Annotated in this window: 16 protein-coding genes; 9 read left to right on the top strand and 7 right to left on the bottom strand. The window is 62.8% G+C overall.

What is annotated here, in order from left to right; translation table 11 throughout:
* Positions 1 to 9 precede the first annotated feature (9 nt).
* Together LDZ23_RS28180 and LDZ23_RS28175 are read left to right on the top strand one after the other, a co-directional pair.
* Positions 10 to 399 (top strand): nuclear transport factor 2 family protein, encoded by a 390-nt coding sequence (locus LDZ23_RS28180; protein WP_008346044.1) that lies wholly within the window; start codon positions 10 to 12, stop codon positions 397 to 399.
* A gap of 84 nt (positions 400 to 483) precedes the next feature.
* Positions 484 to 1,923, top strand: a complete 1,440-nt coding sequence (locus LDZ23_RS28175) for an amino acid permease (RefSeq protein WP_008346042.1) — start codon at positions 484 to 486, stop codon at positions 1,921 to 1,923.
* A gap of 42 nt (positions 1,924 to 1,965) precedes the next feature.
* On the opposite strand, the gene LDZ23_RS28170 is transcribed toward LDZ23_RS28175, so the two are convergent.
* Positions 1,966 to 2,745 carry an IclR family transcriptional regulator gene (locus LDZ23_RS28170; RefSeq protein ID WP_008346040.1) on the bottom strand — a complete coding sequence of 260 codons (780 nt, stop codon included), beginning with the start codon at positions 2,743 to 2,745 and terminating at the stop codon, positions 1,966 to 1,968.
* A 189-nt stretch (positions 2,746 to 2,934) separates the two neighbouring features.
* Here LDZ23_RS28170 and sauS point away from each other — a divergent pair, with 189 nt between their 5' ends.
* The 4 genes from sauS (at position 2,935) to LDZ23_RS28150 (ending at position 9,083) form a co-directional block, all read left to right on the top strand.
* Positions 2,935 to 4,398, top strand: a complete 1,464-nt coding sequence (gene sauS / locus LDZ23_RS28165; RefSeq protein WP_008346038.1) for an acylating sulfoacetaldehyde dehydrogenase — start codon at positions 2,935 to 2,937, stop codon at positions 4,396 to 4,398.
* A complete protein-coding gene (locus tag LDZ23_RS28160; RefSeq protein WP_244808274.1) occupies positions 4,395 to 6,008 on the top strand; it encodes an AMP-binding protein in 1,614 nt (537 codons plus the stop codon). Before sauS ends, LDZ23_RS28160 begins: the two co-directional genes overlap by 4 nt.
* A 50-nt stretch (positions 6,009 to 6,058) precedes the next feature.
* The gene (locus LDZ23_RS28155; RefSeq protein WP_008346035.1) at positions 6,059 to 7,399 is read left to right on the top strand and encodes an MFS transporter; all 1,341 of its coding nucleotides are present in this window, start codon (positions 6,059 to 6,061) and stop codon (positions 7,397 to 7,399) included.
* A gap of 82 nt (positions 7,400 to 7,481) precedes the next feature.
* Positions 7,482 to 9,083 (top strand): tetratricopeptide repeat protein, encoded by a 1,602-nt coding sequence (locus LDZ23_RS28150; RefSeq protein WP_008346033.1) that lies wholly within the window; start codon positions 7,482 to 7,484, stop codon positions 9,081 to 9,083.
* A gap of 29 nt (positions 9,084 to 9,112) precedes the next feature.
* On the opposite strand, the gene tssE is transcribed toward LDZ23_RS28150, so the two are convergent.
* The 6 genes from tssE to tssK form a co-directional block, all read right to left on the bottom strand.
* Positions 9,113 to 9,538, bottom strand: a complete 426-nt coding sequence (tssE, locus tag LDZ23_RS28145; RefSeq protein ID WP_033536886.1) for a type VI secretion system baseplate subunit TssE — start codon at positions 9,536 to 9,538, stop codon at positions 9,113 to 9,115.
* Positions 9,539 to 9,549: 11 nt separating this feature from the next.
* Positions 9,550 to 12,210, bottom strand: a complete 2,661-nt coding sequence (gene tssH, locus LDZ23_RS28140) for a type VI secretion system ATPase TssH (protein WP_034470083.1) — start codon at positions 12,208 to 12,210, stop codon at positions 9,550 to 9,552.
* Positions 12,211 to 12,334: 124 nt separating this feature from the next.
* Positions 12,335 to 12,820 carry an Hcp family type VI secretion system effector gene (locus LDZ23_RS28135; RefSeq protein ID WP_008346030.1) on the bottom strand — a complete coding sequence of 162 codons (486 nt, stop codon included), beginning with the start codon at positions 12,818 to 12,820 and terminating at the stop codon, positions 12,335 to 12,337.
* Positions 12,821 to 12,918: 98 nt separating this feature from the next.
* On the bottom strand, positions 12,919 to 14,601 hold the full coding sequence (locus tag LDZ23_RS28130) for an OmpA family protein (protein ID WP_033536885.1): 1,683 nt from the start codon (positions 14,599 to 14,601) through the stop codon (positions 12,919 to 12,921).
* 5 nt (positions 14,602 to 14,606) lie between these two features.
* Positions 14,607 to 15,335, bottom strand: coding sequence for a type IVB secretion system protein IcmH/DotU (icmH, locus tag LDZ23_RS28125; protein ID WP_244808273.1), 729 nt, complete (start codon positions 15,333 to 15,335; stop codon positions 14,607 to 14,609).
* On the bottom strand, positions 15,332 to 16,684 hold the full coding sequence (gene tssK / locus LDZ23_RS28120; RefSeq protein WP_244808272.1) for a type VI secretion system baseplate subunit TssK: 1,353 nt from the start codon (positions 16,682 to 16,684) through the stop codon (positions 15,332 to 15,334). Before tssK ends, icmH begins: the two co-directional genes overlap by 4 nt.
* A gap of 151 nt (positions 16,685 to 16,835) precedes the next feature.
* Here tssK and LDZ23_RS28115 point away from each other — a divergent pair, with 151 nt between their 5' ends.
* The 3 genes from LDZ23_RS28115 (at position 16,836) to tssC (ending at position 19,296) form a co-directional block, all read left to right on the top strand.
* Positions 16,836 to 16,979, top strand: a complete 144-nt coding sequence (locus LDZ23_RS28115; protein ID WP_160172869.1) for a hypothetical protein — start codon at positions 16,836 to 16,838, stop codon at positions 16,977 to 16,979.
* A 195-nt stretch (positions 16,980 to 17,174) separates the two neighbouring features.
* On the top strand, positions 17,175 to 17,687 hold the full coding sequence (gene tssB / locus LDZ23_RS28110) for a type VI secretion system contractile sheath small subunit (RefSeq protein WP_034470080.1): 513 nt from the start codon (positions 17,175 to 17,177) through the stop codon (positions 17,685 to 17,687).
* Positions 17,688 to 17,742: 55 nt separating this feature from the next.
* Positions 17,743 to 19,296 carry a type VI secretion system contractile sheath large subunit gene (tssC, locus tag LDZ23_RS28105; protein WP_034470077.1) on the top strand — a complete coding sequence of 518 codons (1,554 nt, stop codon included), beginning with the start codon at positions 17,743 to 17,745 and terminating at the stop codon, positions 19,294 to 19,296.
* Positions 19,297 to 19,375 lie beyond the last annotated feature (79 nt).

Raw genomic sequence — 19,375 nt, 5'->3', positions numbered from 1 at the left:
CATCGACACATGAGCACACAAACGAATCAGGATTACATTCGCCTCTTGCAGACGTTCAACGATGCATGGAACCGCCACGACATCGACGCGCTGATGAACTGCATGGCGGACGAATGCGTTTTTCACGGCGTGGCCGGACCCGATGCGCTGGGCCGCACGTTCAAGGGCCGGGACGAAGTGCGCAAGGGCTTCACGCTTGCGTGGGAAACCTTTCCCGATGCATCGTGGAATGACGGCGAGCACTTCGTGAGCGGCAATCGCGGCGTATCGGAATCGACGTTTCGCGGCACGAAGGCGGACGGCTCGCGCATCGAGGCGCGCATGGTGGACGTCTTCACGTTCAGCGATGGCAGGATCGCGGTGAAGAACGCCTATCGAAAGGATCGTCCGGCGCTTTGAAGCGTCATTGAACGAACGTCTCGACCCGCCGGCAACGAACCCGCGGGCGAGCGCCGAATCGGTACAAGCAAATCAGGAGACGACATGCAATCGAGTACGGAGCAGAGCGATCTCAAGTGTGGCCTCAAGCAGCGCCACATGACGATGATCGCATTGGGCGGCGTCATAGGCGCCGGACTATTCGTCGGGAGCGGCGTGGTGATCCAGCAGGCCGGACCCGCGGCGATTCTCTCGTTTCTCATCACGGGCGGCCTCGTGGTTCTCGTCATGCGTATGCTCGGCGAGATGGCCTGCGCGATGCCCGCCGTCGGCTCGTTCTACGAATATGCGCGGCTCGCGTTCAAGACGCAGCGCGGGCCGGGCCGTCTCGCCGGGTTCCTGACGGGCTGGATGTACTGGTACTTCTGGGTCATCGTGATCGCGCTCGAAGCAGTCGCGGGCGCGAAGCTCGTGCAGTTCTGGATACCGGATGTGCCTGCATGGATGATCAGCCTCGTGTTGCTCGTCGTGCTCACGCTGACCAATCTCATTTCGGTCGGCAGTTATGGCGAATTCGAGTTCTGGTTTTCGTCGATCAAGGTCGGCGCGATCATCGTGTTCCTGTTTCTCGGCGGCCTGTACGTCTGCGGCTTCTGGCCCGCATCGATGCACACGACCGATGTCGCCGCGACGTTCCTCGGCCATGGCGGCTTCATGCCGAAGGGCATCGGGCCCGTGATGACGGGCGCGGTCGCGGCGACCGGCTTCTACTTCGGCGCGGAAATCGTCACGATCGCGGCGGCCGAAGCGAAGGAGCCTGCGAAGGCAGTTGCGAAGGCAACTAATTCCGTCATCACGCGAGTGCTCGTGTTCTATGTCGGATCGGTGGCGCTCGTCGTCGCGCTGGTGCCGTGGAATTCGCATCAGATGGCGACGCCTTATGTCAGCGCGCTCGAAGTAATGGGCATGCCCGCCGCAGCCAACGTGATGAACGCGATCGTCCTCACCGCCGTGCTGTCCGCGCTGAACTCGGGCCTCTATGCGGCATCGCGCATGCTGTTCGCGTTGACGCGTCACGGCGATGCGCCGCTCGGACTCGCGAAGGTCAACAAGCGCGGCGTGCCGACGCGCGCCATTCTGCTCGGCACGGTGTTCGGGTATGTGTCGGTGGTGATGTCGTATGTATCGCCGGATACGGTGTTCGCGTTCCTCGTGAATTCGTATGGCACGGTGGCGATCTTCGTGTATCTGCTGATCGCGTTTTCGCAACTGCGCTTGCGCGGCCGTATGACGAGCTTCGAAGTAAGCGACCTGCGCGTACGCATGTGGGGATTTCCCTATCTCACGTGGCTCGCGATCTTCGGGATGATGGCGATTCTCGTCGCGATGGCCTTCATTCCCGATCAACGCAAGCCGCTGTGGCTGGGCGTCGCGAGTCTCGGCATTCTGATCGTCGCGTATGTCGTGTTCAAGCGCGGCCGCAAGGAAGTCGAGGTCGAAGACGAACATCATTCGACGCGGCATCTCCAGACCAGCGAACGATAAGCACTGAAGCAAAGGCCGGTTTGCCGAATCGAAAACCGGCCTTCAATCCTTGAACGTCTTCGCGGTTTCTTCCGCAGCACGGCGCAGATCGGGTTCGAACGCAAGCAACTGATCGAGCGCCACGCGCCCCACCGGCGCCTGAATCGCAATCGCCGCACACGCGCGATTGCGATCGAGCATCACCGGCACCGCGATCGCAACGAGTCCCTGCAAATGCTCCTGATTGTTGATGGCGAGCATGCGGCGGCGTGTCAATGCGAGCTCCTTGCGCAGTGCGTCGCGATCGGTGATCGTGCGCTCCGAATACGAACGCAACGGCAAGCGTTCGATCATGCGTTCGCGCCGATCCTTCGGCAAAAAGCTCAGCAGCAGCTTGCCGCTTGCGGAGCAATGCAACGGCACATGCGAACCTGGCTGCAGATGCATGCGCAGCGGCCATCCCGTTTCGACGCGATCCACATAGACGACGTCGTTGCCCGCGAGCATCGTCAGATTGCATGTTTCGCCGACGCGCATGACGAGCTGTTCCAATAGCGCATGACGCGCCGCAGCGGGACCCGCGTGCATCAGCACGTTGATGGCGAGCGTACGCACGCGCGCCGAGCATTCATAAAGCTTGTCGCTTGCGCCGCGCGTGACGAGCCATGCGTCCATCAACTGCACCAGGATGCGATGCACGGTCTGTTTGGGCAGACCCAATGCATCGACGAGCTCGGTCATGGAGAGCGGGCGATTCGCCTCGGCGAGCGTTTCGAGCACGCGAAACGCGCGCACGGCGGCGGCATTCGATTGATTCGAAGTCACGCTTGTCTCCGTCTGCATACTTTTCGGTTTTATTTCATTGTGCGTCGAAAACACCGGTTTTCGGGACTCTAAAAAGTCCCGAAAAGCTGAATTTCCGATGCTCGCGCTATCGCTGCACGCGTTAGTCCAGAAAACGGGACCGCGCGACGGACGCGGCTGACTAGATTGGAGAGCACCTTCAATCTTCCAACAGCCGAGGTTTATCGCATGAATCACATGGCAAGCGGCGCGACGCTCGCACGTCCTCACGACGATGCGCCGAATCAACCAGAACCCGATGTGGAGCGCATCGTTGCCGCGCTCGTGACGCGAGCGCGCGCCGCGCAACGACGCTTCGAACAAGCGGGCCAGGAGACGCTCGACTTAGCTGCATCGGCCGCTGCGTGGGCCATCATGGAGCCGCAGCGCAACCGGCAACTCGCGGACCTGGCCGTGCGCGATACGGGCCTCGGCAACGCCGACGACAAATTCCGCAAGAACCATCGCAAGACGCTCGGCCTGCTGCGCGATCTTCACGGCGTCGCGACGACGGGCGTGATCGTGCGCGACGAGGAACACGGCATCGTCGAAATTGCGCGCGCGGTCGGCGTCGTGGCGGCGATCACGCCATCGACGAATCCGGCCGCGACGCCCGCCAACAAGATCATCAACGCGCTCAAGTGCGGCAACGCGGTCATCGTCGCGCCCTCACCGAAGGGCTATTCGTCGTGCGCGTTGCTCATCGAGTTCATTCATGCGGAGTTCGCGAAGGCCGGTCTCGATCGCGATCTCGTGCAGATGTTGCCGCATCCGATCGGCAAGGCCGCGACCGCCGCGTTGATGAAGCTCGCGGATCTCGTCGTCGCGACGGGCTCGCAGGCGAACGTCCGCATGGCCTATACGAGCGGCACGCCCGCGTTCGGCGTGGGCGCGGGCAACGTCGCATCGATCGTCGCGGCGAGCGCGATTCCCGATGATGCGGCGCGCAAGATCGCGGTGTCCAAGACGTTCGACAACGCGACGAGTTGTTCATCGGAGAACAGCGTCGTGATCGAAGACGCGATCCATGCACGCATGCTCGATGCGTTGACGAAGCAGGGCGGCGTGCTGCTCGACGCTGCGCAGAAGGCGCGGTTGCAGGCGGCGATGTGGCACGACGGCAAGCTCTCGGCGCGCTGCACCGCGCGCTCGGCGACGGCCATTGCGCGCGAAGCGGGCCTCGACGATATCGCGGCGCGCGAGCCGAAGTTCTTGATGGTCGAGGAGAGCGGCTACGGCGCCGAGTATCCGTTCTCCGGCGAAAAGCTCTCGCCCGTGCTGACGGTCTATCGCGCGCGCGACATCGACGCCGCAATCGGCATCGTGCGCGGCATCTACGAATACATGGGCGCGGGACATTCGGTCGGCGTGCACGGCGCGGACGATGCCCTCGCCGTCCGGCTCGGCACAGAATTGCCGGTGGCGCGCGTGATCGTCGATCAGGCGCACTGCCTCGCGACCGGCGGCAACTTCGACAACGGCCTGCCGTTCTCGCTGTCGATGGGATGCGGCACCTGGGGCGGCAACAACTTCTCGGCGAATCTCGGCTATCGGCAATACCTGAACGTGACGCGCATCGCGTATCGGATTGCGGAGCGCGTGCCGGAAGTCGACGCGTTGCTCGGCGATTACTTCAGGAGGATCGGGCGATGAACGCGTTAGCGGATCGAATCGTTCCTTCCGATCGTGCGCCGGTCGTTGCATCCACGTTGCGCGCATTGATCGACGCTCGCGCCGGACGCGCGCCGGACAAACCCTTCCTGCTCTCCGCGGTCGGGGACGACATGCTGACCTTCGGCGCGTTGCGCGAAGCATGTCTCGCGCTGGAAGAGCGTTTTCATGCTGCGGGCCTGCGTGCGGGCGATGTCGTGTCCGTCTTCATGGGCAACGGCATTCAGACCGCGCGGCTGCTGCTGGCGGCAATGTATAGCGGCCTGGTGGCGAATCCGCTGAATCTCTTGTGTCAGCCTTCGCAGGTGCGCTATATCGTCGAGCATTCGGAGACGCGCGCGATCTTCGTCGCCGATGACACGCACGACACCATCGTCGAAGCGATCGACGTGTTGCGTCGCGAAGGCATGGACCGTGACGTCGCTGTGGTGCGTACGTCGCCCGATGCGAACGCTTTACCCGATATCCCGACGCTTCCGTCACGCACGATCGGACTCGTGCGCGACGAAACGCCCGGCGCGCATATCGTCGCGAGCGATGCGGGCGCGATGAATCCCGGCGATACGGCGCTGCTCATGTACACGTCGGGCACGACGGGCGCGCCTAAAGGCGTGCTGCTGAGTCATCGCAGCCTGCTTGCCAACATGCGCAACATCAGCGAGGAACATCGGCTATCCGATGATGATCGCGTGCTCGTATCGTTGCCGCTCTATCACATCAACGGTCTCGTCGTCGCGCTGCTGTCGCCACTGTGGCACGGCGGATCGGCGGTGATGACGCCGCGTTTCTCGGCGCGCACGTTCTGGAACGAGGCATCGCAGTTCGGATGCACATGGATCAACGTGGTGCCGACCATCGTCGCTTATCTGCTGAACGGCGAGGGCGCTGAGGGCTGCGATCTGTCGGCGCTGAAATTTTGCCGCAGCGCGTCGGCAGCGTTACCGGCCGATCATCATCGGGCGTTCGAGAAGCGCTTTCGCATCGGCGTCATCGAAACGATGGGCATGACGGAGACCGCCGCGCCGATATTCAGTAATCCGTATGAGGAAACGTTAAGGCGAATCGGCAGTATCGGCTTGCCTTCCGGCGGCGAAGCGAAGATCGTCGACATCGATGGACGTGAGTGCGCGCCCAACGAAACCGGCGAGCTCGTGCTGCGCGGCGAGCAATTGATGAGCGGCTACTACAAGCGTCCGGAAGAAACGCGCAACGCGTTCACGGAAGACGGATGGCTGCGCAGCGGCGATCTCGGCTACCGCGACGAGGCGGGCTTCTTCTACATCAATGGACGCGCGAAGGAACTGATCATCAAGGGCGGCGAGAACATCGCGCCGCGCGAGATCGACGAAGCGCTGCTGCGTCATCCCGGCGTGCTCGAAGCAGCGGCCGTCGGCGTGCCCGATGCGGCGTATGGCCAGGACATCGTCGCGTACATCGTGCCGAACGGCGGCGCGGCATCGCTCGATGTGGCCGACTTGCGCGCGCACTGTCTGCGCGAACTCGGCCGTTACAAGACGCCGCGTGAATTCCGCTTCACCGATGCATTGCCGCGCGGACCTTCGGGCAAGGTGCAGCGCCTGAAGCTCGTCTAGCTGACACGGCTCGATATTGCACATCAGATGGACCAAAGGAAGGAGACACTGTGAACAAGCAACGTCAGCGCGTGAAGACGCGCCATATCATTCTCGGCGTGATGTGTCTGATGTACTTCATCTCGTACATCGATCGGGTGAACATCGCCGTGGCAGGACCGTTGATCCGGCAGGAGATGGGCCTCACGTCCGTGCAGCTCGGGCTCGTATTCTCCGCGTTCGCGTATCCGTATGCGGTGATGCAGATCGTCGGCGGATGGCTTGCCGATCGATTCGGCCCGAAGCTCGTATTGACCGTGCTCTCGTTGATATGGGGCGCGGCGACGCTCGCGACGGGCTTCGCGGGCAGCATCGGCATGCTCGTGCTGTTGCGCCTTGCGTTGGGCATCGGCGAGGGCGGCGCGTTTCCGACCGCCACGCGCGCCTTCACGTTCTGGATGCCGGTGCGCGAACGCGGCTTTGCACAAGGCATCACGCATAGTTTCGCGCGGCTCGGCGGCGCGGTGACGCCGCCGCTCGTGCTTGCCGTGGTCGCAGCGAGCGGCTGGCGCGAGGCATTCATTCTGCTGGGCATCGCGAGCCTTGCGTGGACGGTGCTGTATCTCTTCGTCTTCACCAATTCACCCGATGAAAACCGCCGCGTGACGCCCGAGGAAACCGCTGAGATCGGCTATCGCGCGGGAGAATGCGCGCGCGCGAGAAAGCAGCCGACGCCGTGGCGCATGCTGATTCATCGCATGTGGCTCGTGACCTTCGTCGACTTTTGCTATGGCTGGCTGCTGTGGGTGTATCTGACGTGGCTGCCTTCGTATCTGAAGGAATCGCGCGGCTTCGATCTGAAGCATCTCGCGCTGTTCACCGCTTTGCCGCTGCTTGCCGGTGTGATCGGCGATACGCTCGGCGGCGTGCTGTCGGACCGCATCTACCGGATCACGGGAAAACTGCGGCTCGCGCGCTGCAGCATTCTCGTGGTGGGCATGGGCGGGTCGCTCGCCTTCCTTCTGCCGATGGTCAATGCGCCGAGCCCGATCATGGCGGTGTGGTTCCTGACGGCATCGTTCTTCTTCCTCGAGATCACGAATCCGGTGCTGTGGACGTTGCCGCTCGATATCGCGGGCAAGTATGCGGGCACGGCGGGCGGCATGATGAACACGGGCTTCGGCATCGCGGGAATGGTGTCGCCGGTCGCGTTCGGTTATCTGATCCAGCAGACAGGAAGCTATAACGTGCCGTTCACGATTTCAGCGGGATTGCTCGCGGTCGGTGCGGTCGCGGCGCTTTTCATCGATACGAGCAAGACCGTGGAAGCCGACGAAGCGCGTGCGGCGCGCAGTCGCGAGGAGATGGGCGTGCCGGCGTTCGCGGGAGGGGCGGGGCAGTGGCATGAGTAGCGGCGTTCGCGCGTCGCATTGTTACGGTTGAGACGCTCGGCTCTGTTACGCTCTGGCATCCTTATTGAACGACGGAAGAGCAATGGTGGAGCATGACATCAGGGAGCGAGCGACGGCGCTCGCCAGCGCTGCTCAGGCTGCAATCGAGCGTGGCAAACGCGACCAGGCAATCGCCTTGTGGCACGGGACGTTCGATATCGAACCTCACGAGGCTCATTACGCGATCGAGGCCACCAATGGCCTCATCCGATTAGGTGAGCCGCTTCTCGCGCTGGAAATGTGTACGCGATGGATCGCGCGGAACCCCGACAACGCGATCGTCCGCGTACAGCGCGGCATCATCTATCTGAACGAATGCGGGGATCGGGAAAGCGCGATCGAGTGCTTTGTCGAGGCGCTCGAATTCGATCCCGACAACTGCGACGCACATTCCGCCCTCGCGCAGATTTACCTGTTCGCTGGTCGACCGGAACTGATGCGGTTCCATGCGAAGCAGGCGCTTATCCGGGCCGACGAGAAGAGCGCGCTGCATCTTCGCGGACGATTCCTCTCCGATTATGCCGGGGTCATCGAACGTGCGGGCGCGCTGCTCGCGCAGACTCCCGACGACGTCGACATCTGGCTGATGTTGGGGAAAGCGCTGTACATGCAGAGCCGTTATCTCGAAGCGCTGAATGCATTTAGCCGAGCCGAAGAGATTGCACCGCACCGAGTGGATGCCTTCGGTCCGCTCGGGGACGTGCTCATTCTGCTCGGACGCGAGCGCGAGGGATGGCGCAAGCTCGAAGGGGTGTCGAGCGATGAGTATGTTCTTGCGCTTGATCCGGATATTGCCCCGTATCTTTCAAAATGGTGGCGGGGTCAATCGCTGCAAGGCAAGCGTATCTTGGTCGCCTACCATGCGGGCGTCGGCGACAATCTGATGCTCGCGCGTTACGCGAGCCGGCTGACAGCGGCGGGCGCGTCGGTTCACTTCGTTTGCCGGCCGGAACTGCACCGGCTGTTTCGCGATCTCGACGGCGCGCAAACCGTTGCATCTGGCTGGCGGCCGGACGAACTGGCGAATTACGATTACTGGGTCTTCGACTACTTGCTGCCCGCATACGTGCACGAGACAGCAGCGGCCATCTCCGACAGTCGACGCGGATACATCGAGGCGCCAACTGATGCCCGCGCTCGCTGGGACAGCTTCATGCAGCCGTATGCGGGCAAGCTGAAGGTGGGACTGTGCTGGTATAGCGGGCCGCACAACTTCAGCGGCATTGACCGCTTCGTGCCTGCGCGCGCATTGAAGCCGCTGTCGGAGATCGAGGGTATCGAATGGTTCGTGCTGCAGAAGAACCAGGCGAACGCCAGTTTGACGAGGCAGTCGGGCATTCGCGCGCACGACGTGTCGTCTCAGTGGACGGACTTTGCAGATACCGCCGGCTTCATCGATCATCTCGATCTCGTGATATCGGTGGACTCTTCGCCGTTGCATCTCGCTGGCGCGCTCGGCAAGCCGACATGGGGAATCTTGCCGTCCGCGCCCGAGTGGCGCTGGGGACTGCAGGGCGAGCGAACCGAATGGTATCCCACCGTGCGTCTGTATCGACAGAAGAAGCTGCATGACTGGGAGCCGGTCATTGGCCGGATCGCGCACGATCTTCGCGAGTTGGTCGGCGAGCGGGGGGCTTCGGTGTAGCGCGCGAATCAGCCCGCGCGCAAGCTGAGTCAAATCCTGCCCTCGCGCACGCGCCGCTCCAGCCGGAAAACGCCGGGCGGCACGAAGTACGTTCCGAAGCGCACGAGGCCCGCGCGCTTCAGATGACAGGTCATTTCGAAGCTCACTTGCAGGCCCGGCTCGGACGTATCGACCATCGCGACGTCGATCGCGCGGATGCGCGGCTCGTACTTCAGCAGCGCGACTTCCATCTGCTCCTTCAGCGCCTGTGAAGAAGCCGGCAGCGCCTTGTAGATGTTGGTCAGATCGGGCAGCCCGTAGTCCGGCAAATGCTTGAGGGCACCGGCGCGCGTGTTCAGGATGCGTCGCACGTTCTGCTGCACGCTCAGGACTTCGAGCGTGCGGTCATCGAAATCGCTGAGCGGTTCGCCGTCGATCTGACCGAGCAGCATTTCATATAGGGACGGGCCTGGCATCTTTTCTCGCTTCAGGCGGTTGCGGGCACGGACGAGTCGCGATCGATGAACTCGATCGTCAGATTGCCTTCCTCTGAATAGGCGAGACGAATCTCCGCGGGTGCGGCGCCGCTCGCCATGCGCGTCAGGAGTTCGCGCGAGACAGTCGGCAGAATGCGCTGGTCGAGGAAAGCGTCGATATTGCGGGCGCCCGAATCGCGCGACAGGCACATTTGAGCCAGCGATGCGATCAGCGATTCCTCGCAGGCGAGCGTCACATCGTGCTGACGCTTCAGGCGATCGGCGATCTTCGCGATCTTGAGGCGCACGATATCGCCGAGCGCGCTTACGTCGAGCGGGCGGAACACGAGCGTCTGGAAACGCGCGAGCAGCGCCGGCTGGAAGTGCTTCACGAGCGGATCATGGATGGCGTCGAGCAACGCGGCGTGCGCGATGCCGGGCGTGTCCGTGGTCGCATCGTGAATCTGTTCGGAGCCGAGGTTGGACGTCATCAGAATCACGCAGTTGCGGAAGTCGATTTCCCGACCTTCGCCGTCACGCATCGAGCCACGATCGAACACCTGATAGAACATGTCGAGCACGTCGCGATGCGCCTTCTCGACTTCATCCAACAGCACGACGCTATATGGGCGCTGACGCACCGCTTCGGTCAGAACGCCGCCGCGGCCATAGCCGACGTAACCCGGCGGCGAGCCCTTCAACTGCGACACCGTGTGCGCTTCCTGATACTCCGACATGTTGATCGTGGTGAGCGCGGCCTCGCCGCCGAACAGCACATCGGCGAGCGCAAGCGCCGTCTCCGTCTTGCCGACGCCCGAGGGTCCGGTCAGCAGGAACACGCCGAGCGGCGCATGTTCGCTCTTGAGCCCCGCCTTCGCGGTGCGCAGGCTTTGCGCGAGCATGCCGAGCGCGTCGTCTTGCGCGACCACGCGCTTCGCCAGTTGATCTTCGAGCGTGAGCAGATTGAGCAGCTCGTCTTCGACGAGATTGCCGACCGGCACGCCCGTCCATTCGGCGACCACGCGCGCGATGGCCTGTGCATCGACATCGGCGAAGATCAGCGGCGACTTGCCTTGCGCATCCGTGAGGGCGTGCTTCGCTGCGGCGAACGCGTCTGCATCCGGCTTCGTCTTGCCGTCGCCGCGTTGTTCCAGCAGCGCGCGCACCAGCGACAGTTCGCGGTCGTAGCGCGCCTGAACGTCCGCGAGTTCCTGATTCGCTTGCGCCAGTGAGGCGCGGAGCGCGTCGCGATGCGCGGCTGTATCGTCGATGCCCGCCCGTTCGTCGGCATCGATGCTTGCGCCTTCGAGTTCCAGCGCGGCCACGACCGCGCGCGCGCGCTGCAGTTCGGCGGGCGGCGCGTCGAGACCCATACGCACGCGCGCCGCGGCGGTATCGATGAGATCGACGGCCTTGTCCGGCAACTGGCGCGCGGGGATGTAGCGGCGCGACAGTCTGACTGCCGCAACGAGCGCTTCGTCGCGGATATGCACGTTGTGATGCCGTGCGTAGCGCGTCGCGAGGCCACGCAACATGAGACAGGCGGCATCGTCGTCCGGCTCTTCCACCTTGACCATCTGGAAGCGCCGCTCGAGCGCCGCATCCCGCTCGAAGTATTCCTTGTATTCGGACCACGTCGTCGCGGCGATGGTGCGCAACTCGCCGCGCGCGAGTGCAGGCTTCAGCAAGTTCGCAGCGTCCGAGCCGCCGGCCGAGTTGCCCGCGCCGATCAGCGTGTGGGCTTCGTCGATGAACAGCACGATCGGCGTCGCCGATGCCTTGACTTCATCGATCACGTTTTTCAGGCGCTGCTCGAATTCGCCTTTCACGCCCGCACCGGCTTGCAGCAGCCCGAGGTCGAGCGTGAGAATGCGCACGTCGCGCAAGAGAGACGGCACACAGCCTTCGGCGATGCGCAGCGCGAGCCCTTCGACTAGCGCCGTCTTGCCGACGCCCGGCTCGCCCACGAGGATCGGGTTGTTCTTGCGCCGCCGCACGAGCACGTCGATCATCTGCTGGATCTCACGATCGCGGCCGAACACCGGATCGATTTCGCCGCGACGCGCCTTCTCCGTCAGGTCGATGGCGAAGCGCTCGAGCGCCTGGCCTTCGGTCGAGCGCGGGGCCGCCTGCTTGACGGGCGCTTGAGCATCTGCAACTGGTGCGCTTGCGTCGCCTTCGTCTTCCTGCGCGGGCGCGTTCTCGCACGACGCGCGTCCGAGACGCGGCACGAGCCGTTCGATCTGCGCATCGGAAAGCGAAAAAAGCGGCCACGCGTCCTGCGTCCGCATGACATGCGGTGCGCCGATGAGCGCGCGCAGCAGATGCGCCGAGCGGATCGTACCGTCGATATCCTCGCGCGATGCGAGATGCCACGCGTCCTGAAGCACGCTCGCGAGCTGGATGGAAAGCGACGGCATGCCCCGCAGATTGCGCGGCAGGCGGTCGATTGCGGCGAGCAGTGCGTTCCAGATCGCATCGACATCGATTTCATAGTGACGCAGGATCGCGGGAATGTCGCCTTCGTCCGCCTCGATGAGCTTCAGCAGCCAATGCTCGACGGTGATTTCGTCGGAAAGGCGCGTCTGGCACAGGCTCGCGGCCGCTTCGAGCGTGCGGGCGCAGTGCTGGTTGAGCCGGCGAAGCAGATGAGTGGAGTCGCGCATTGTCATATGAAGTCGGTGCCGAGGTGAATGAAAGAGGGCGTACGGTGGGGATGAATTGCAGAAGAAAAGCCAGCCCGCAAGCAGGCTGGCTTCGACGGCTCACGTTGTCATGAGCCGCTGGGTCACGCGCTTACGCGCGCTCGTTCCACGTGTCCTTGTGGATGATGTTGCCGTCCTTGAACGACCAGGTGATCTGCTCGTAGCGCAGTTCGACTTCTTCGAGATGGTTGTGCTTCTCGAAAGCCGGGTTCTTGATGTCGAGCATCTTCGGACGGACCGCGACGACCTTGACGTTGTCGAGCTTGGTGTTGAAGTATTCCTTCTCCTTGCCCGCGTCGTCGATCTTGTACCACTTGATCTCGACCGACTTCAGCGTCTGGCCGCTCGTCACCGCCTTGTACAGATACGGCGTGGACGAATCGGTTTCCTTGGTCAGCGTGATCGGCGCGTGCACGCGCGTGCCGGTGAGCTTGCCGGTGTTGCCATCGGTCGGGATATGCACGCCATGACCGAACTCGACGATCTCGACGCTGCCTTCGCGGCCTTGCACGGTGACGGAACCCTTGATGTCGGCGCCGCCGTCATCCTTCAGCCACATGTATGCGGGAATTGCCATTTACTACTCCTCTTTGGTACTGCCAAGCAATGCTCAGAAAAACAACTCCTGAGCGACAAGATCCCGAAGAGAGAACTCCGGGAATTCGATTAACGATGTCAGTTCGCGACGTTCGCGGTGTCCGGTACGAGAGTGATTTCCACGCGACGGTTCTTCGCGCGCCCTTGTGGCGTGTCGTTCGCGACGATGGGGCGTGTGTCGCCGTAGCCCTGAACCGCAAACTGCGTAGCCGGTATGCCGGACGCTTCGATCAGCCAGTCGCGCAGAGCCGCGGCGCGCGCGTTCGACAACTTCAGATTGCTCGCGGCATTGCCCACGTTGTCCGTATGGCCCGCCACGAGGATCCGCTTGCCCGGATGCGCCTTGATCATTTCGACGGCTTCGACGAGCACGCGCGTCGATCCCGGTTTAAGTTGCGCCTTGCCGCTGTCGAAGAGCGACATGCTGTCGAGCGTCACCACGGCGGGCGGCGGCGCAGGCGGCTGATAGCTGGCGATGGCGGTATTCAACGTCGGCAGCAATTGCGCGCCGCGATAGAGCCCGAAGGACAGTCTGAGCGGCACGCCCGTGCGCGCGTAGCGATCCAGTTCATCGCGATCGGCGACGAGCGCCTTCAACGCGTCGCGGCGCGCGGCGTCGTGCTCCGGCGTGACGGCTGCGTAGCGGTCCATGTCCGCCTGCAGGCGCTCGAGCAGCGCCGCATTGTTGCGGCCCGCGCCGAGGGTCGCGGCGCCTGCCGCCAGTGCCACGATGCCGATGGCATGTGCGAAGGCGGCCACGCGCGGCGACGTCACGATGCGGCGGGGCATTGCTTCGATCAGCGATTGCGGCAACGGCCACGGAGCCGGGCTTGCTTCGACGCTCGCGGGCGCGATGTGCGTTTGCATCTGCACGTCCTGCTCCCACGGTTTATGTGCGTCGCTGGCGGGCCCGCAGTCGATCCAGCCTGCGCCGTAGAGCGCCCAGGGCGTGGCCGGCTGGCGCGGATCGGTCAGCGTGCCGAACACCATGCGCTGCGTCCAGCCGACGATGGATGCCAGTGCGGCCGCATGGGCGGACGCGTAACGATCGCCCGCATGGCGGCAGGCATCGTCTTCCGCATTGCGGATCAGCGCTTCGAAGCGCCGGGCGTCGACGAGCGGCGTCCCCGACGACACACAGTGCCATCGGCGTCCCGCGTTTGCGTCGCTGCACGCGATACGTGTCAGGCGCTGATACACCGCGACATAACCCGGCAAGCGCACGCTCACGATGCGCGAGGCATCGGCGAGCGCCTGGCGCGCCACGCGCAGGCTTTGCGAGAGCACATCGGCGTCGGCGTGGAGCGCGGGCGCAATGCTCAGCACGACGCCGTCGGGCGCCTGGCCGTCGCGCCACTGGCGCATCGCGAGTGCGATGCCGGGCAGATCCTGCGGACGATCCACGCGCAGCCAGATCGCGCCATCGCCGATAAGCACGAGACGCGGCGTGCCCGAGCCGTGATCGAAAAGCGAGGCGAGCGCATCGCCCATGACGAGCACGAGCGGCATGCGCGTGCGCAGGTTCAGCGGAATATCGACGGTCGCCGCACCCAGCGCGTTCAGGATATGCATGCTGCTGCGGCGCGCGCGTGACAGGCGTCGCGTGCGCCAGCCGACGAGGGCCGCCGCGACGATCACAATGCCTGCCGTCGAAAGCCAGATCCATTCCTTGCCGAACGGCTGCACGAACCACTGCACGGCGAGCGCGAGCAGCGCCGCGAAGACGACGATGGTGCGCGCCGGATAACCCAGTCTCTGCATGGCGCTCACGGCTTGACTGCGTTGGGAATCAGCGCGGCGAGCTGCATGTCGAGGGTGACGTGCCAGATGAACCACGTAACGAGCGCGACGGCGCAGCCGATTCCGGCGACGGCCCACGGCGAGATGCGCCGAAGCCAGTTGCCGAAGCGCCGGCCCGGCTGGTCGATGACGAGCGAGCGCTCGCTTTCGGGACGAAGGCGCGCGATCAGCGCGCTCAACTCATCGATGAGTGCCAGACGCTGATACTCGCCATTGCCCGAATATCGGCCGCGAAAGCCCAGTCCGAGAATCGCCGCGTAACACTCGAGCAGATCGACTTGCGGCGAGTGTTCGCGCATGCGGAACTCCAGCCGCTCGAAGACGCGTTCGCCGCCGTCGTGCTGCTTGAACCTCTCGACCTGCAAAGGCTGTGCGGACCACAGCGGCTTCTCTTCATCGGAGAGATGATGCAGCGCCGTTTCGTCGAGCAAGGCGCATTGGGCCTTCACCGCGTCCTCGCGTACTTCGTCCGGATAGCCTCGGAGATGGAGCGCCGCGCTGAATTCGTCGGTCATCGACTTGCAGTGCGCACGCAACGATGCGAACTCGGCAGAGGAGCCGCCTGTCGACAGATTCGCGACGAAGAGCGCGGTGTCGCGCAGCAGATCGCGGATACCGGTCATGACCGACGGCGCGACGCCCGGAGCCGGCTCGACGAGGCTCGAGTGTGCGGAAGACGTGGACAGCATGTTCATGAGCGCAGCACCGCGTAGAGTTCGAGCGAGACATCCGGGACGGATGTCGGCAGATAGATCTGGCATGCACGCGCGGCCAGCATGCGCGCGTGCGCGGGACTCGCGGCATCGAGCGCGAAGTACTGGTTATCGAGGCGCACGGGAATTGCCGCCGGCACGCGCTGAACGGCCTTCAACGCGATACCTGCCAGAGCCGAATTGACGATGTGATCGACCTCGTCCGGCGCGCCGATCTTGCACAGCCGCGGAATGCGTTCGACGAGTTCGAACGCGGGCAGCGTCGAATTGACCGACAGATACCAGTCGGCGGCGCCATCGGCGATACGGGTGTCGAGAATCTGGCCGGTCCACGTCGTCGCGTTCTCGTGCGCGAGATCGATCGGCACGACACGCGACGGGATGATCGCATCCAGCAAGTTCCGGATCATCGATTCGATTTCCGCAAACACTTCGTCGGCGCGGACGTGATCGTACGCAGGAATGTCCGTGAGCTGCGAGCTCGTGGAGAACGTCATCAACGCGCTGGCGAGCTCGGCGAGGACCGTGTACAAGCGCTCGGGCGGCAAGTTCGGATTCGAAGCGAGGAATCGGAGTTGCGGCCACGCGGCATGGATGCAATGCAGAAGCCAGAACAACTGCACGTCGGCGACGCCGTATTCCGCGACCTGTTCGATGCGCTCGCTGCGCCGCGCGCCGAGGGCGAGGCTCTTCGCCAGCAGGATGTCGGCGATCCGGCCGATGCGCTCGACGTGAAGCTCATGCGCGCCCAGCGACAGGCAAGGCGGCACGTAGCGCCGGTCGAGCTGGAACTGGCCGCTCGTGGAACGGACGAGGCGTGCGATGGCGCAAACGGTGTCATCGGCGTGCGGCTCGAAATCGAACAGCAGACGCACCGCATGACGTTCCGCGGCGATCTCGCTTTCGTCGGTGCCGTTTGTGTCGACGACCTTGACGAACTCGCGGTAGGCGCGGCGCGGACGCGTGAGCGCCGCCTCATCCATGCGGCAGTTGTTGCCGTTGGCGTCTGGCAGCGCGAGCGCGGCCAGCACGGTCACGGTTTGCCGATCCGCGCTCACGCCTTGCGTGAGATCGCGCGCAGGGGGTAATGGCTGCGCAATCGATGTATCGATGGGCGTACCGTCGGGAAAACGCAGCTTGAGGCGCGAGAGCTTGAGACGGCCAGCGGCGAGCGCGTCTTCGTCGACCTCGACGTCGAGCGTTCCCCACGGTTGCGCAAGGGCCGCAGTCGTGAATTGACGAAGGGCAAATTCCGCCCATCGCTCCTGTTGTTGAAAATGCTGCTGCGTGAGAATCAGGCCTTCGTGCCAAAGCGGTTTATCGATCCGCATGAATGTATTTCGCGATACTGATTGGTTTATGTAAGGGCGGATTCTATCGTCGGCCAAGTGATTCGTATACCTGCTGGATGAATAGTGGATTTATAGAGTGGCAAGGAGAAAGTCGATCGATAACAACCACTTGCATGTACGGAAATGGATCTTGGACTATTTTCAAGAAGAAGATGGCGAGGGTGACGATTGTCAATTAGTGTTCATTCGATCCCTGTCGCGCGCGCTTCGCGAGCATGCGCAGTCAATCCGGGAAACTGCGAAGCCGTTGTTTATCAACGGCAATGGCGGATGAGGACGGGTGTCGTGCCGATTATTTAGGCAAGCGTTGGATTCTTTTGGAATGCGGCGAAACCTGTTCTAATATGCCCGCGAAAATCCGAAGGGCACATTGGGCGCGTGAGTCTGATCGGCGCTCGATATGCGCAAGAAGAATCAAGGTGGTTTCTCGGTTTCGAGATGGGTTTGATCAATTTATTAAGGATTATTGATGGATAGCTTCCAGAGAGAGATTCCCAAAAGCCGTGTTTCGATCACGCTCGATCTACACACGGGCGGCGCGCAAAAGAAGGTCGAATTGCCGCTCAAGCTGCTGGTCGCGGGCGATTTCAGCGCGGGACGCGAGCAGGCGCCGCTTTCCGAACGCAAGAAAGTCAACATCGACAAGAACAATATCGACGCCGTTCTCGCCGACTACGCGCCCGACCTGAAGTTCGCCGCCGAGAACACGCTCTCCAACGACGGCTCCGAACTGCCGATCAACCTTTCTTTCCGTTCGATGAAGGATTTCGAGCCGGAGCAGGTGGCGCGTCAGATTCCGGAACTGCAGGCACTGCTCGCCGTGCGCAATCTGCTGCGCGATCTGAAGTCGAATCTGCTGGACAACGGCACTTTCCGCCGCGAGTTCGAAAAGATCCTGAAGAACAAGGAACTGTCGGACAAGCTGCGCGGGGAACTCTCGCAAATCGCCACCGCGGCGACGCAGCCGGAAGGCCACGCCTGAACCTCGGCACCCTTCCATACGCTTCAATCGACAAGAATCCCAGACAGGACAATCAATGACTAAGAAAGAAGTCCGCGCGAGCGCCGCAGGCGAAACCGTCGTGCTCGATGCTCCGCAAGAGTCGTATGGCGACAGCGTCTATGCATCGCTTTGCAACAAGATCAATCTGAGTCCGGTGGCGCAGGCGCGTCCGCTGGAGGCATTCCGGGACAACGACATGCTTTCCGAAGCATCCGCCGACGAGCGCCTCGCGCGCGGCATGGGCGCGTTTCTCGATCTCGTCGCGCAGACGAGCAAGCCGGTGGATCGTCTCGACAAGTCGCTGCTCGATTTCTTCATCGGTCAGTTGGATCGCCAGATCAGCCGGCAACTCGATTCGGTCATGCACAACCCCGAATTTCAAGCGCTCGAAGGCCGCTGGCGCGGTCTGAAGATGCTCGTGTCGCGCACGGATTTTCGCAAGAACGCGCGCATCGAAGTGCTGGACGTATCGAAGGATGCGCTCGTGCGGGACTTCGAGGACGCGCCGGAATTGATCCAGAGCGGCCTGTATCGCCTGACGTACATCGAAGAGTACGACACGCCGGGCGGCCAGCCGATCAGCGCGATGGTCAGCGATTTCGAGTTCGCCAACTCGCCGCAGGATGTGGCGTTGCTGCGCAATATTTCGAAGGTGGCGGCGGCCGCGCACATGCCGTTCATCGGCTCGGTGGGCGCGGCCTTCTTCGGCAAGAAGTCGATGGAGGAAGTCGCTGCGATTCAGGATATCGGCAACTACTTCGACCGCGCGGAATACATCAAGTGGAAGAGCTTCCGCGACACGGACGACGCGCGCTACGTCGGGCTCGTGATGCCGCGCGTGCTCGGCCGTCTGCCGTACGGCAAGGATACGACGCCCGTGCGCGCCTTCAACTACGAAGAGCAGGTGAAGGGTCCGGACCACGATCGTTATTTGTGGGTGAACGCATCGTTCGCGTTTGCGGCGAACATGACGCGCAGCTTCGTGAACAACGGCTGGTGCGTGCAGATTCGCGGCCCGCAGGCAGGCGGCAAGGTCGAGGATCTTCCGGTGCATCTGTATGACCTCGGCACGGGCGTGCAGCCGAAGATCCCGACCGAAGTGCTGATTCCCGAGACGCGTGAATTCGAATTCGCGAACCTCGGTTTCATTCCGTTGTCGTTCTACAAGAACCACGATTTCGCGTGCTTCTTCTCGGCGAATTCGACGCAGAAGCCTGCGCTATACGAGACCAAGGAAGCGACCGCGAACAGCCGCATCAATGCGCGTCTGCCGTATATCTTTCTGCTTTCACGCATCGCGCATTATCTGAAGCTGATTCAGCGCGAGAACATCGGCACGACCAAGGACCGGCGTCTTCTCGAACTTGAACTCAACAACTGGATCAAGGGTCTCGTCACCGAGATGAAGGATCCGGGCGATGAGTTGCAGGCATCGCATCCGCTGCGTGAGGCGAAGGTGACGGTCGAGGATATCGAAGATAACCCGGGCTTCTTCCGCATCAAGCTCTTTATCGTGCCGCATTTCCAGGTGGAAGGCATGGATATCGGCTTGTCGCTGGTTTCGCAGATGCCGAAAGCGAAGAGCTGATTCTTCGCTTCGTCCAGTAGGTGCTGAGTGTGCCGGGATTCCCGTTTAAGGGGTCCCGGCATTTTTGTCTGGGGACGCA

It is taken from the genome of Caballeronia zhejiangensis (genome assembly GCF_022879815.1).
GTDB lineage: Bacteria > Pseudomonadota > Gammaproteobacteria > Burkholderiales > Burkholderiaceae > Caballeronia > Caballeronia zhejiangensis.
Note: the sequence above shows the minus strand (reverse complement) of the source record. Positions and strands in the feature narration are given on the sequence as shown.

Coding starts and splice junctions, on each gene's coding strand:
- LDZ23_RS28180 (WP_008346044.1), top strand. CDS start 10: ATGAGCACACAAACGAATCAGGATTACATTCGCCTCTTGCAGACGTTC.
- LDZ23_RS28175 (WP_008346042.1), top strand. CDS start 484: ATGCAATCGAGTACGGAGCAGAGCGATCTCAAGTGTGGCCTCAAGCAG.
- LDZ23_RS28170 (WP_008346040.1), bottom strand. CDS start 2,745: ATGCAGACGGAGACAAGCGTGACTTCGAATCAATCGAATGCCGCCGCC.
- sauS (WP_008346038.1), top strand. CDS start 2,935: ATGAATCACATGGCAAGCGGCGCGACGCTCGCACGTCCTCACGACGAT.
- LDZ23_RS28160 (WP_244808274.1), top strand. CDS start 4,395: ATGAACGCGTTAGCGGATCGAATCGTTCCTTCCGATCGTGCGCCGGTC.
- LDZ23_RS28150 (WP_008346033.1), top strand. CDS start 7,482: ATGGTGGAGCATGACATCAGGGAGCGAGCGACGGCGCTCGCCAGCGCT.
- tssE (WP_033536886.1), bottom strand. CDS start 9,538: ATGCCAGGCCCGTCCCTATATGAAATGCTGCTCGGTCAGATCGACGGC.
- tssH (WP_034470083.1), bottom strand. CDS start 12,210: ATGACAATGCGCGACTCCACTCATCTGCTTCGCCGGCTCAACCAGCAC.
- LDZ23_RS28135 (WP_008346030.1), bottom strand. CDS start 12,820: ATGGCAATTCCCGCATACATGTGGCTGAAGGATGACGGCGGCGCCGAC.
- LDZ23_RS28130 (WP_033536885.1), bottom strand. CDS start 14,601: ATGCAGAGACTGGGTTATCCGGCGCGCACCATCGTCGTCTTCGCGGCG.
- icmH (WP_244808273.1), bottom strand. CDS start 15,335: ATGAACATGCTGTCCACGTCTTCCGCACACTCGAGCCTCGTCGAGCCG.
- tssK (WP_244808272.1), bottom strand. CDS start 16,684: ATGCGGATCGATAAACCGCTTTGGCACGAAGGCCTGATTCTCACGCAG.
- tssB (WP_034470080.1), top strand. CDS start 17,175: ATGGATAGCTTCCAGAGAGAGATTCCCAAAAGCCGTGTTTCGATCACG.
- tssC (WP_034470077.1), top strand. CDS start 17,743: ATGACTAAGAAAGAAGTCCGCGCGAGCGCCGCAGGCGAAACCGTCGTG.